13 protein-coding genes and 1 pseudogene are annotated in these 12,603 nt (G+C 68.4%); 4 read left to right on the top strand and 10 right to left on the bottom strand.

Annotation, left to right across the window (positions count from 1 at the left end; translation table 11 throughout):
• Positions 1-10: 10 nt before the first annotated feature.
• From BLS97_RS15705 to BLS97_RS15675, 7 genes are all read right to left on the bottom strand, one after another.
• Positions 11-397: a hypothetical protein gene (locus BLS97_RS15705; RefSeq protein ID WP_090477413.1), complete on the bottom strand. Its 387-nt coding sequence runs from the start codon at positions 395-397 to the stop codon at positions 11-13.
• A gap of 137 nt (positions 398-534) precedes the next feature.
• Complete coding sequence (locus BLS97_RS15700; RefSeq protein WP_090477410.1) at positions 535-1,467, bottom strand: diacylglycerol/lipid kinase family protein; 933 nt, start codon at positions 1,465-1,467, stop codon at positions 535-537.
• Positions 1,464-3,212: a serine/threonine-protein kinase gene (locus BLS97_RS15695; protein WP_090477408.1), complete on the bottom strand. Its 1,749-nt coding sequence runs from the start codon at positions 3,210-3,212 to the stop codon at positions 1,464-1,466. Before BLS97_RS15695 ends, BLS97_RS15700 begins: the two co-directional genes overlap by 4 nt.
• Positions 3,213-3,264: 52 nt before the next feature.
• A complete protein-coding gene (locus BLS97_RS22975; RefSeq protein WP_157695465.1) occupies positions 3,265-3,888 on the bottom strand; it encodes a hypothetical protein in 624 nt (207 codons plus the stop codon).
• 622 nt (positions 3,889-4,510) lie between these two features.
• Positions 4,511-5,200 carry an HAD family hydrolase gene (locus tag BLS97_RS15685; RefSeq protein ID WP_090477404.1) on the bottom strand — a complete coding sequence of 230 codons (690 nt, stop codon included), beginning with the start codon at positions 5,198-5,200 and terminating at the stop codon, positions 4,511-4,513.
• 109 nt (positions 5,201-5,309) lie between these two features.
• Positions 5,310-6,275 carry a TIGR03557 family F420-dependent LLM class oxidoreductase gene (locus BLS97_RS15680; RefSeq protein ID WP_090482358.1) on the bottom strand — a complete coding sequence of 322 codons (966 nt, stop codon included), beginning with the start codon at positions 6,273-6,275 and terminating at the stop codon, positions 5,310-5,312.
• Between the two features lie 235 nt (positions 6,276-6,510).
• Positions 6,511-7,068 carry a DUF2231 domain-containing protein gene (locus BLS97_RS15675; protein ID WP_090477402.1) on the bottom strand — a complete coding sequence of 186 codons (558 nt, stop codon included), beginning with the start codon at positions 7,066-7,068 and terminating at the stop codon, positions 6,511-6,513.
• 141 nt (positions 7,069-7,209) lie between these two features.
• On the opposite strand from BLS97_RS15675, the gene BLS97_RS15670 reads away from it, so the two are divergent.
• On the top strand, positions 7,210-7,581 hold the full coding sequence (locus BLS97_RS15670) for a TraR/DksA family transcriptional regulator (RefSeq protein WP_090477399.1): 372 nt from the start codon (positions 7,210-7,212) through the stop codon (positions 7,579-7,581).
• Positions 7,582-7,642: 61 nt separating this feature from the next.
• On the opposite strand, the gene BLS97_RS15665 is transcribed toward BLS97_RS15670, so the two are convergent.
• On the bottom strand, positions 7,643-9,394 hold the full coding sequence (locus BLS97_RS15665; protein ID WP_090477397.1) for an alkaline phosphatase family protein: 1,752 nt from the start codon (positions 9,392-9,394) through the stop codon (positions 7,643-7,645).
• Between the two features lie 182 nt (positions 9,395-9,576).
• Here BLS97_RS15665 and BLS97_RS23260 point away from each other — a divergent pair, with 182 nt between their 5' ends.
• Complete coding sequence (locus tag BLS97_RS23260) at positions 9,577-9,735, top strand: hypothetical protein (protein WP_090477395.1); 159 nt, start codon at positions 9,577-9,579, stop codon at positions 9,733-9,735.
• A 309-nt stretch (positions 9,736-10,044) separates the two neighbouring features.
• Positions 10,045-10,503: a hypothetical protein gene (locus tag BLS97_RS23910; RefSeq protein WP_231988136.1), complete on the top strand. Its 459-nt coding sequence runs from the start codon at positions 10,045-10,047 to the stop codon at positions 10,501-10,503.
• A gap of 122 nt (positions 10,504-10,625) precedes the next feature.
• On the opposite strand, the pseudogene BLS97_RS24540 reads toward BLS97_RS23910, so the two are convergent.
• Together BLS97_RS24540 and BLS97_RS15650 are read right to left on the bottom strand one after the other, a co-directional pair.
• A pseudogene (locus tag BLS97_RS24540) lies at positions 10,626-10,853 on the bottom strand (MarR family transcriptional regulator); the annotation flags it as partial.
• 202 nt (positions 10,854-11,055) lie between these two features.
• Positions 11,056-11,499 carry a MarR family winged helix-turn-helix transcriptional regulator gene (locus tag BLS97_RS15650; protein WP_090477391.1) on the bottom strand — a complete coding sequence of 148 codons (444 nt, stop codon included), beginning with the start codon at positions 11,497-11,499 and terminating at the stop codon, positions 11,056-11,058.
• Between the two features lie 137 nt (positions 11,500-11,636).
• On the opposite strand from BLS97_RS15650, the gene BLS97_RS15645 reads away from it, so the two are divergent.
• On the top strand, positions 11,637-12,425 hold the full coding sequence (locus BLS97_RS15645; RefSeq protein WP_090482355.1) for an alpha/beta fold hydrolase: 789 nt from the start codon (positions 11,637-11,639) through the stop codon (positions 12,423-12,425).
• Positions 12,426-12,603: the final 178 nt, after the last annotated feature.

The following is a 12,603-nucleotide window of genomic DNA, read 5'->3' as shown; positions in this document are numbered from 1 at the left end:
ACGGGCGGCCTCACTTCTCCTTGCCGGGCTCCTCCGGAGCGTCGAGCACCGTCACCGGGATTCCGTAGGGCAGGAACCGCACCATCCGGCGGGGGTCGGTGTTGTTCTTGTTGGCCCGCAACGCATCGAGCTCCGCGGCGAAGACCTGCTCGACCTGGGCACCTCCGTCGTCGCCGACGGTGTAGATCACCCACACCCCGTCGCCGGTCTCCCCCGTGGTCTCCGGCTCCGGCGTGGGCCGGGCGCGGCGCGCGGACTCGGTGAACGGGCCCGGCCACCCGGGTCGGCCGGTTCCCTCCCCCAGTCCACCGAACACACCGCGCAATTGCTCAGCCGCGCTCCGAAGCACACGGTCGATATCTTCCGGATCGATCCCGAACGGTCCGCTGTTGGGCATTGCGACCTCCCTGCCGGTAACCCCGCAGCACGCGCTGCGTGAGACCAGTGTGCGCCTTCTGCCGTCCCCTCGGGGCGGCGTAGACACCGGCCGACGGTCGATCCGTCGGTGATCCCGGAGCATCCCGGATTCTCCGGTCAGGCCGGGGGCACGCACACCGCGATGCCGCCCGGAATGACCGACACGCTCAGGGTGTCCGATGGTTCGATCACGTCACCGTCGAGTTGCCGCGGATGCGTCCGGTCGGACCGGACGTTGATCCGGCTCCCCCGCCAGGTGGTCATGCGGGGCACTGTCCGGCGGCGCAGCACCACGGCCGCGGCCAACCCCAGCCAATGGCCGAGATGGTGGGGTTGCAGGATCGCCACCTCCATCGATCCGCTGTCCGGTTCGGCGTTCGGCAACAGGCGCACCCCGCCCTGCAGGGTCCCCACATTGCCCACCAGCACCGATCGTGCACGACACCGCACCGTGGGCCGGTCGTCGATGTCGATCTCCAGCCGCATCGGCCGGTCGCGGAGGTGCCGGAGCGCGGAGAACACATAGGCGACGGGCCCGAACCTGGCCTTCAAAGTGTCCGACGCGTCGTCCATCATGGCCGCGTCGAATCCCATCCCGGCCATGACCGCGAACACCTGACCATCGACCTGCCCCAGGTCCAGCCTTCGCCGTTCGCCGGCGATGACCAGCCGGACCACCTGAGCTGGATCCTCGGGAAGGTTCAAGTTGGCGGCCAGCAGGTTACCGGTGCCGGCCGGCAGCACGGCCAGCGCCGCATCGGCGTCCAGCATTCCGGCGATCACCGCCCGGACGGTGCCGTCGCCACCGCAGGCGAACACGACTCTCGCTCCGGCCGCGACCGCGCGGCGGGCCTGACCGGTGCCGGGATCCTCGGGAGTCGTCTCCGACCAGGAAGGCGCCGGCCATCCCGCGTCGGCCAGCACTTCCTCGATCATCTGACGCCGCCGGCTCAGGTCCGCTACTCGTGCCGGGTTCGCCACCACCGCAGTTCGCCACCCCACCTCGGACGGAACATCTTTCTCGGCGACCGGTGCGTCGAGCGCACTCATCGGGTGGTGCTGCTGAGCACGGTGGAACTGTCGATCTTCAGGACGCCGCCTTGTGATTGGAGGTGGTACACGGTGGATTCCACGGCCGTCCGGCCGTCTTTGAAGTAGTAGGTGATGGTGGCCTCGGCGGTGTCCGGGCCGGTGCCGCGGGGGTCGGTGGCCGTGACCCGTTGGATGGAGTCCCAGAAGCGTTGGTAGTACTGCCGATTCTGAGCCGTCCCGGTCTGGAAATTGCTGGTCAGGCGAGCCCAACCCTGGTCCGTGTCATTCGGCAGCAGCGCGTAGTAGTCGGTGATGGCAGCCGCGAGTTGTGCCGCCGATGGCGGGACGTCGGTCACGGACGACGCCGCGCTGCTGGTCCGAGGCTTCGGTGGCGTCGATCGGGTCGATGCCGTCCTCCTGGTCGGTGTGACGACCGACGGTGACGGGCTGTGGGACGGAGCGGCCCCGTTCGCGCGAGAGGCAGGCGCCGAAGTGGTCTTCACCCGGGCGACGCGCGTGGGCGAGGCGCCGGCGGTCGGCGTCGCGCCGCCGCGAGAGGTCGGTACCGATGACTGCGAGGTTCGGCCGGCCACAGGACTGTTCACCGAGCCGTTGCCGACGGACGGTGAGGCACTGCGGCTCCCGCCGACGAACTCGTACGTCCCCCAGCCGGCCAGCAGCACAGCCGCCACCGCGAGCAAGACACCCACTCGTTGTCGGCGGCTCCCACGGACCCGGGGTGAAACCGACGGTACCGGGTCACCGGGGCCTTCCCTGCCCCCCACCGTGTCCGGACTGGCCACGTCCTGATCGGCGGGCCAGGCGCGAATGGTCGACGGCGGGACGGCATCGGTCCGAGCCGTCGGCGGGATGGCCGGCGCGGGCGGAATCTTGAGGTCCGCCATGAGCCGGGCGACGGTCGCCATCCCCGGCCGGGCGCCGGGATCGGCCGCCATCATCCGCACCAGCAGCGAGGTCAGTTCTCCACTCCGCCGGGGCGGAATGATCTGGCCGGAGGCGACCTTGTGCAGGATGGCCATGGCATTCTGGTCGCTACCGAACGGCGGCGTCCCCTCCAACGCCGCATACAAGGTCGCACCGAGGGAGAACACGTCGGCCGGGAACCCCGATGGAGCACCACGCGCTACCTCCGGAGCGAGAAAAGCCGGTGTGCCGGTGACCATCCCGGTCGACGTGAGGCTGACATCACCTGCAGCATGGGAGATCCCGAAGTCGGTGATCAGCGCGGCCCCCGAGGCGGTCACCAATATGTTGCTGGGTTTGACGTCGCGGTGGGTGATCCCCACCTGGTGGGCGGCGGCCAACGCGGCGGCCACCTCGGCGCCGACCGTCGTCACGAAGTCGATGGGGAGCAGACCTCGCTCGGCCAGGATCGAGTTCAGGGTGCGCGACGGTACGTACTGCAGGACAAGGCAAGGCTGTCCCCGGTGGTCGATCACGTCATACAGGGTGACGGCGTGCGGGTGGTGCAGGCGCGCGGTGATCCGTGCTTCCCGAATCACGCGGCTCCTGGCCATCGCGACGTCGTCCCTGCTCACACCGGGCTGGGGCAGGAGTTCCTTGATCGCCACGCGCCGTTGCAGCAGTTCGTCCCAGGCCTCCCAGACCGACCCCATACCGCCCGTCGCAACCGGCCGGATCAGGCGGTAGCGTCCGGCCAGCACATCCCCGGGCACCGTCATCAACGCCTCCGAATGTCCACGACGAGCGGTCTGGCCCAGGTCGTGGTGACCCGCCCGCATGCCGCCATCACACCGCGGAGGAACGACCGACGGTGCGCACCAGGGGATCTACTCACTCGTCGCGAAATCCAGCGGCGTCGATCTTGCGGTGGTAGCGCGTGCCGACCTTGCCACCCAGCAGCGCACCCAGCAGGGCGGCGAGCAGCGCGGCGGCAATGGCGATGACCCCGACGGTGGTGACGGCACCCTCCTGCACCGGGATGCGCGGGAGGTTCAGGTTGGCCAGGATGTTGTACTTGGTCCCGGCGATGGCGGCGGCAGCGGCGATGACGGCGGTCGTGATGATCGCCCACAGCCACACCCCGAGGCCCTGCTTGAAGCCATCGAAGCGAGCCATCCGGCCGGCGACGTAGCCGCCCGCGTAGTAGGCCAGGAACAGGATGACCAACAACAGGATCGCGCCGATCAGGCCGACGGTCTTGGCGGTGCCGGTGCTCTGGTTCGCCTCCTGTACCGCTTGGTTGACGTTGCTGCTGCTGGTGAGGCCGAAGGCGACGCCGGCCGCGGTCAGGATGGCCAGCAGCAGCACGGCCAGGCCGGTGGCGGCGAGCCACCCGAAGAAGGCGGCGCCCAGCTTCATCCCGCCGAAGGTCTGGCGCTCCCGCGCCAGGACCGTGTCCCGGTCCGGAGGCAGGACGGCCACGGGTCGTTCGACGATCGCCGAATCCTCGGCCATGACGGCCGGCGCTGTCGAGTGGGGCTCGAACGCAGGCTCGGAAACGTCGCGTCGGTCGCCGAGAGGCGTGGCGACCTCCGCCGGCCTCCCGCTCTCCGGTAGCGACTCGGTCCGAACGTCTCGGCCGGTGCCCGGTGCCGACTCGGTCCGAACCGCTCGGCCGGTGTCCGGAAGCGACTCGGTCGGAACCGGGCTCTCCGTTCCCCGGTGCCACGGCTGGCCCGGTCGCTGATCGGCGTAGCTCGTTTGCCGAGTACCCGCGGAGTCGAGCCGTTCGTGCTCGGGTCCGGCGGCATGGTGGGGGCCGACATCACGCCCGGTGGATCCGGAGTCGTTCTGGTACGGATCGGGCGGGGAATCTACTGGAGTGCTCATCTGGTGCCGTCTTTCGTCGTGTCATCGGGAACGGGAGCATGCGGCGGACCGTTGCCGGAACTGGACCAGCCCGGCCGCGCCGCGCGGGGGACGCGGACGGTGACGTTGCCGCGACCCGCAGACAGGAACTCACCGCAGAGCTGGTTCCGGCATCGTCATCGCGCACCGACCGCTCGTGCTCTGGAAGCGGGTACCCGCGCTGGCCGGTCGGCAAACCCTTCCGGCCACAGCCGTCGCCGGCTGGTGATCAGTTCGTTGTCGCCCACAACGAGGCCAGCGGGCTGGAGTCCACATTGGCCAGCAGATGCGCCGGATCGTCGTACACGGCCGCCGCCCCGGCCGTGCGCAGTTCGGCCTCGGCCATCCCGCCACTGCGGAGGCCGACGAAGGCCACACCAGCTCGCGCGGCGGCTTGTCCGTCCCATACCGTGTCGCCGACCATGACGGCGTCGCCCGCGGCCGCGCCAACCTTGCCCAGGGCCGTCTGCAGGATGTCCGGGTCGGGCTTCGCCGTCTCCGCGTCCTCGGCCGATGTCACCGCGGTCAGGTACTGCTCGGCATCGAGGGCGGTCCGTAGGAGCTTCAGCTCGTCCTCCGGCGCCGACGTCGCCAGCACCACCGCCACCCTGTGCGCGGCCACCGCGGCGAGCAGGTTACGAGCACCCGAGAACGGCCGCAGCCGACCGGACAGGGCTTGATACGCCGTGCGGTGGCGAGCCTTTGCATCGTCACCGAGCTCCGTCGCCCGGTCGCCCAGCAGGGTGTCGAGCAGCTTCGATGAATCGAGCGCGATCGCGCGATGGATGCGCGCGTCATCCACCGGTTGACCCACGGCGTCGAAGGCCTCGGACCACGCCTGCACCTGCAGGTAGTTCGAATCGATCAACGTTCCGTCGATGTCGAACAGCACGGCGGTCGTTCGGGAATGGTGCTTCACGTGACTTTCCCCTCTGGGGCCGGATCAACAGGGCCTGAATGCCGGAGGCGGCGGCGACAGGAGCCCGGAGGCACGCCTGTCCCACGATCCGGCTGCGGCGCAGCCTGATTCAGAGCCTCCTCAACTCCGGCAGGATCTCCGCAGTCGCGGCCCGGAAGAAGCTGTCCTGCTGGTCGGCCCCGATCTGCACCAGAGCCAGATCGGTGTAGCCGGCATCGAAGAACTTCTTGGCCGCGACCACCACCGCCTCCACGTCGTTGCCGCAGGGGATGGCGGCGGCCACGTCCTCCGGACGGGCGGTCTCGGCCGCGCTCGCGAACGCGGCCGGGCTCGGCAACTCCGCATTGACCTTCCACCCGGGCAAACTCCAACGGAACAGCTCGTGGGCGCGCCTGGTCGCCGCCTCGACGTCGGAATCCCAGGAAATGGGTAGCTGGGCGACCTTCCTTGAGCGCCCGTCGCCGGATTTGTCCCACCACTCGACCAAGTCTGGGTCTGGGTCGATCCCGATCATGACATCTCCCATCGGCCCGAACGTCTCGCACGACTGGCGACCGGAAACGGCAATACCGATCGGGACCCGAACGTCGGGGAGATCCCATAGCTTGGCCGAATCCACCTGCAGATATTTGCCCTGGAAGTTGACCGAACCGCCGTCGAACAGCCGGTTGATGATGTCGACACCTTCGACCAGCCGAGCCTGCCGGATGTTCGCACCGGGCCAACCGGAGGCGATGATGTGTTCGTTCAGTGCCTCACCCGAGCCGAGCCCCAGAGTGAACCGATTCTGCGAGATGATCTGGAGGGTCGCCGCCTGCTGCGCGACCACGGCCGCATGGTAACGAAAGGTCGGGGAGGTCACATAGGTCATCAGACCGACCTGATCGGTAGCCTGGGCCACCGCGCCGAGTGTGACCCAAGCGTTCGGCGAATGGCCCATCTCCTCCAGCCAGGGAAAGAAATGGTCGCTGCACACCTCGAAATCAAACCCGGCACGCTCGGCGGCCGTGGCGTGCGCAATCAGCTCACGGGGGCCGGCCTGCTCGGTCATGAGGGTGTAGCCGATTGCCGTCATGCCAACCATGATGCCAGAGCTGAAGCCCTTGTGCAGCAGGCTCTGTGGACACACAAGAAAGACACTATCGGCGTTTCACCACAGACCGTCCGGGGTATCGACCGCTTTCCTGCGGTCAGCACCGGACGGATGAACTTGAGCAGACCACTGGATCGGCGGGCGACTCGACGACGGATGTCGGTCAACAATTCCTCAGTGTTCAATTCCACAGTGTTCAATTCCATTGTTCGACGTATCAGACAACGAGGGACCGGGTTTGCCCCACACCGAGGCGGTAGGCCAGATGACCGCCGAGGTAGGCGCCGGGACCGACGAGCCCGAGGGCGAGCAGCGCCAGACGCCGCGCCGCTGGCCGACGGCCGTTGCTCCTCAGGACCGAAGATGCGCTGTACAGCGAGACCGCGGCGGCGTTGAGGGCCCAGTGCACGGCGGCGATCCGACGCGCTTCGCCCTCCGTGGGCAGAAACTGCGCGACACCCGCCAGCGCCGTGGGAACGGCGGCGGCCAGGCCCAACCGAAGGGTGGCGTCCGCCACCGCCTCGTCGTGGGGATCCTCGGTGGCCACGCCGCGCCGGTCGTACCACGCGCTCACCAGCCAGGCACCGGCCGGCACGACGACAAGAGCTGGGTGCAGCGCATGGCCGAACCACCGTTCACCGGACAGGGCCGCGACCACTTTCGCCGCCGGCCCGTGATCGGTGCGGCGCACGATCGCCTGCTGCAGGCCGGCGGCCCACCGGTCGAGCGCGCTGCCGGCTCCGGGCAGGTGGGTGATCGTCGGTGCTGTGGTCACGGCTGACTCCTTCCGCTGGCGATCCGGGATTGACCGTCCTCGACCCAGTTCCCCGGATCCGGTTCGGCAACCACGACCGAGCGGGAATGGGCCTCGATAGTCTGGAGGAACGCGGATGAAGGGTGGTGCTGACCGATCGTGATGACCGACCACGGCGAGGCGGGTGGACAGACGCACTGGAGGAACCGGCTTCGGTCCACCGTCGAGGCCCTGACCGGTGAACTGGCTCGCCTCGAGTCCGAGCTCCTGTCGACCCGAGCGGTTCGCGCCAACGGCGGCGATGACGACGAGCATGATCCCGACGGCATCCCGCTGAGTTCGGTCCTGCAGACGCTGGAGGGGCAGAAAGCACGGGCCCTGACCGAGATCCGGGTCGCCGAAGATGCCCTGAACGATCTGCAGCACGGCCGGTACGGCGTTTGCCGGGTCTGTTCGATGCCCATCCCGGCCTCGCGACTGGAGATTCGACCCGCCACCACCACGTGCGTCAGTTGTGCCGCCCGGGCTCGATGACCAGGGGGCACCGGGGCTCCGCTCGTTCAGCCGTTGATCGGAGCCCCGGTGTCAGGCGGGACTACAGGCCGGGCAGGACGGCCGTGTGCTCGATGCGGACGGCCTGCAAGGCGTTGGGGTTCAGACCGAGCAGACGCAGGATGGTCGGGGCGATCTGAGTGGTCCTGACGCGACCCGAATTCACGGCGCGCTGGGTGACCGGACCGGAGACGACGAGGGCGACGTCGAGATCGGCCGGCGCGTCTCCGCCGTGCTCGGCGATCTTCTTCACGCCGCCGGTGTAGACAACGCCCGGTTGGGTGATGCCGATCAGGTCAGGTGCGTGCGAATCACCGTTCCTGGCCCGCACCAGGGTGTCTGCGGCCCTGCCGGTGTAGACGCGGGTCAGGCCGGACCGGTCGACCGTGGCCGAGTAGACCCCCTTCGAATCCGTGGCCAGGTTGGCCGGGGCAGCGTAAGTGAGCAGGAAGTGCTGGGCGAAGTCCAGGGCGGCCGAGGATCGGTCGGAGAGCCAGAGCAGCATGCCGTCGTCGTCGACGGAGAACGACACCAGCGGCGCGGCGGCCGGATGATCGGCGGCCCAGGCCGAATCCAGGGCGGCGATGATCTTGCCGTCGTCGACGCGGCGCAGCGTGCTCTCGTCGACGGGAGCCTGGCCGTGTTTGGCCGACAGGATGATGGCGGTGCTGCCGGTCAGGCCATTGCGGCGGATGGCCGCGGTCATGGTGTCGACCTGGGTGTCGATATAGGTCAGCGCCCTCTGCACCAGCGGCCCCGGGGTGCCGTCCGCGTGGTACCCCCCGGCGAGGCCGTCCGAGACGGGGAGTTTCTGGGCGGTCGACACCGTCTGGAAGTTCATCCCGAAGATGGCCGGCGTGCCCACCCGGCGACTGCCGGAATGGTCGAAGCCGTTGATCTCATTGACGATCGCGGCGACCTTCGTGCTGTCGTACTCCTGCGTGAGGGCGTTGTCGGTGGTCCAGTCGTCACCGGCGTTGTCGGCGACGCCGTTGATCTCCGGGGTGAACAGATCCTGCACTCCGGCTCCGGACGGGCCGTTGAGGATCTCGTAGGCCGGGTGCTTGTCCGACCACGCCGTGCGCAGACCAGCCGCGCGGGCCACTTCGAAGACGGTGTTCACCCTCAGATACTGGCTCGGGTAGACGGGGAGGCAGGTGGTCGGGTTGACCGGCAGCGTGGCCGGGTCGATCAGGGCCTGCGGAGTCGGGGTCATCTTCAGGATGGCGGCGGTGACGCCGGCCGAACTGGCGATCGTCTCGGCCAGGGTGTTGGTGGGCAACGCCGTGAGGACCGGAGCGGACAGCTTCTGTCCGGCGTCCAGGGTGATCGGGCTCTGGGAGCGGTCGGCCGCCTCCGTCCACGACACCTCGGTGCCCGGGGTTGCCGTCGAGCAGTCGAGGGTGCCAGCCGGGAGCAGTGCACGGTTGTAGGTGTCGTCGTAGAAGACACCCGAGGTCCCTGGGCCGCCGCCGGTCAGCGCCGCGACCATACCGGGGAACGAATCCGAAGGAAACGTCGTCTGGGCGTTGGTGTATTCGGTGCCCGAGGCAACCAACGAAGCGAGGGCCGAGTGCGGATGGGTGCGGATGTACCAGGCCAGATCGGTCTGGTGCAGACCGTCCACCGAGAGCACGAGGACGTGTTTGGCCAGGACGTGATTCTGTTGCTTGACGGGCGACCCCTTGGTGCCCGCGGCCGACGTTGCTCCCGCCTCGCCGGAGGAGACAGACGCAGCCAGAAGAGTCGCTGCCAGTACAGCCGCACCGATGCGGTACCGCTTGTGCACGAACATGGTCGTCCTTTCCGAGCCGGCGGTCGCCGTCTCGGGAACAGTCCTATTACTATCGAGCGGGTAGTAAAACGCCGATTCGGGCAACATCAGCTGAACATTCCGCGCATCGCTTGCCATGCCCCGGAACCGAAGTGGCTCGGCCGTTCCCCACCTGGCCTGCACCCCAGGGGCATACTGAGAGCATGCTTGCCATCCTCGGAGTTCTGTTGCTCGTATGGATCGTCGTTGCCGTTCTCGGATTCGTCATCAAGGGCTTGATCTGGCTCGCCATCATCGGGATCGTGCTGTTCCTCGCGACCAGCATCTTCGGCTGGGTCCGGCGCAAGACGACACGCCGCTGACGCGACGCAACCGGGCCGGCACGACCCGGATTCGTCCAGCATGCCCCGCCCACGATCCGAGCAGTCCCGGAACCTCGCTCCGGTCGAACTCGTCGAGCCCGGCCATCTCGGAAGTATGACGACTCCCCGTCCAGCTTTACGCCGATAGGGTGGTCGGCATCCCTCGGTCACCTCGTTGGGGGGTAATCGCCTGTCGCAGGACTCCGTCGTGACTTAGGGCAGTACCTTTGAGTGAACCTCAGGGGTGTACGGGACAACGGCCCAGGTCTCAGGGGTGTAAGGGACAACTGCCCAGGTAAGGACGGTCGTGTGGTGGAGATTCGACGCAACACTGTCGTCCGGTTCCTGTACAGCCGTGGACGCCTGCGCCAGGCCGGGCGAGCACAGCAGGAATTGCCCGATCGATTCGACAGCGAGCAACAGCAGCAGCTCTTGCAGGACCTGGGCGTGGATGCCGGCACGATCGAGCGGAGTTTCCCGCCACCGACCCCGATCCCGGCCCCTACCTCCCCGATGCCGGCGAGTGCTGCCTCTCCGGTCGAGGGCCCCAAGGTCAACCGGCGGTCGGACTGGGCGACCCTCGAGTCCCTGGCCGACACGGCATCACGAACGACGGCCGACCCGGTTACTTCCGCTGCCGAGCGAGATCTGACCTGGCGCGCCCTCAGGACTTGGCTCTCGGACCGGGACGTGCCGCCGTCGGCACCCGAGTCGCCGGACACGGGTGTTCTCGGCATGGTGTTCGGTCCCGCCGTCACACGCGGCTGACGCAGGGCGGGATCGAGCCCGTCGAAGAAGAGTTGCTTGACCAGTCCGGCATGGCTTGGGATGGCGTCGCGAGGGGCGGCCTGGCCGCGGGCCGTGAGCAGCATGTCCGTGGCCCTCGCATCGGTCGCGGCAACCCGCCGGGCCACCAGCTCGCGCCTCTCCATGCGCAGCAGCTGATGGGAGACCCGGCTGCGTTCCCAGCCGATCCGCAGTGCGAGGTCGCTGACGGACAGGTGCTGATCCGGCGAGTCGGTCAATGCGTTCAACACGTCGAAATCGGCCGACGACAGATCACTGTGCAACTGGAGTTCGCGATTGATCTCGAACCTCAACCGCAGCGCCACCCGCATATAGGCGAACCACGTCTGCTGCAGCGAGCTCTTCGTCGACGGCGGTGACGAGCAGCAGTAGCGACGAACGGATCGGCGGGGGCGACGGCTCGGCCCGCGCCCCGCGCCCCCCGTCCGCCGTCACCGGCAACCACGTCGCGCGGGCCACGGAGATCGGCGGTCGTAGTGCCGGTTTCGCACCGCCGTTCGTGACGTCAAAATCTCAGACGTCCTCCGGCCGGCCCGATTCCCCGAGCCCGGAGGCGGCTTTGGTCAGCATCGCGTGCAGCGAGGTTCTCTCGCTGACGGTGAGGATCCCGATGCTGTCGGCCAGCACGCCGTCGACGATGCCCGAACCGGTCCGGTAGGCGGCCTCCCCTTCATCGGTCAGGCGATGACGCACCGCCCGCCCTGGTCCAGCAGCCCGGATCACCAGACCACGGTCGACCATGCGTTTGGCCAACTCGCCCATCGACTGGTCGGTCTGGAAGGTTGCTGTCGCCAGGTCGTGCAAGGACGCGTCGGGCTCGCGATGCAGGTGTCGCAAGACATCCCACTGGACCAGAGACAGGCCGGCCCCGGTCCTCAGGCGGCGGTTGGCCGTCCGGTGATGGCTCCACTGCAACTGTTTGACGGCGAGACCCACGTCCTGCAGCGACGGCTTCATGGTCGTCACGATAGGCAAGCCAACCGATGAGATCAAGTTCCTTATCTACGGGTCCTTGCGCTACCAAGGACCCTGACCTAAGGTTCCTGATATACCGATCCGAACACCGCCACCGCACCTCACGAATGGACCTCATGATGAGCAGCACGACCAGCCCGGTCACGGGCCTCCAGTCCTCCCACACCAACACGTTCGCCGCCGGCGGCGTGGAGATCACGTTCTACGACCACGACCGCGCCCGCGTCTTCCTGCTGCTCCACGGTGGGGCGGGAGCCGGCAGCGTGCGCGGCTTTGCCGACCTGCTCGCCGAACGCACGCGTTCACGCGTACTCGTGCCCACCCACCCCGGATTCGGGGGAACGGCGCGGCCGGAGGACCTGACGACGACCCGCGATCTCGCCGCCGCCTACGTCGCGCTGCTCGACGAGCTCGACCTCACGGACGTCACCGTCGTCGGCAACAGCTTCGGCGGCTGGATCGCGGCCGAGATGGCATTGCTGGCCAGTCCGAGGGTGTCGAGCGCGGTGATCGTCGACGGCATCGGTATCGAGGTCGATGGCCACCCGATGACGGACGTCGGCGGGCTCGCCCCGGCCGACCTGGCCGCGCTCGCCTTCCACGACCCGGCCAAGGCTCCCCGACCGCCGGCCGGCGCTGCGGGTGGCCCGAGCCCCGACGTCGCCGCGATCATCGGGTACGCGGGCCCGACCATGTCCGACCCCAGCCTGCTCGACCGGTTGTCCGTCCTCGACGTCCCGGTCCACGTCGTCTGGGGTCAGAGCGACGGGGTCGTCGGCCTCGACTACGGCCGGGCCTACGCCGACGCCATCCCGACCGCCACGTTCACCGTGCTCCCCCGCAGCGGCCACCTGCCACAGCTCGAAACGCCCGAGGAACTGCTCCGGGCGATCACCGAGGTCAACTGACGCTCGATTCGTCATCGGCCGGTTGCGCCCTTCCTCAGAGTGTCGCCGGGTGGGCGCTACCGGGACCCTCATTGGCCAGACGGCCACACCGCCGACGGATCGGGTCACAGGTCCCTGATCGGCGAGACCTTCGGCCCTGCCGCGGAAACGTCCGAGGGATGAGCCTGGCATCGGCGCG

Origin of the sequence: Nakamurella panacisegetis, from assembly GCF_900104535.1 — a bacterium.
GTDB classification, from domain to species: Bacteria; Actinomycetota; Actinomycetes; order Mycobacteriales; family Nakamurellaceae; genus Nakamurella; species Nakamurella panacisegetis.
The sequence above is the reverse complement of the archived record's forward strand: the minus strand, read 5'-3'. Positions and strand labels throughout refer to the sequence as shown.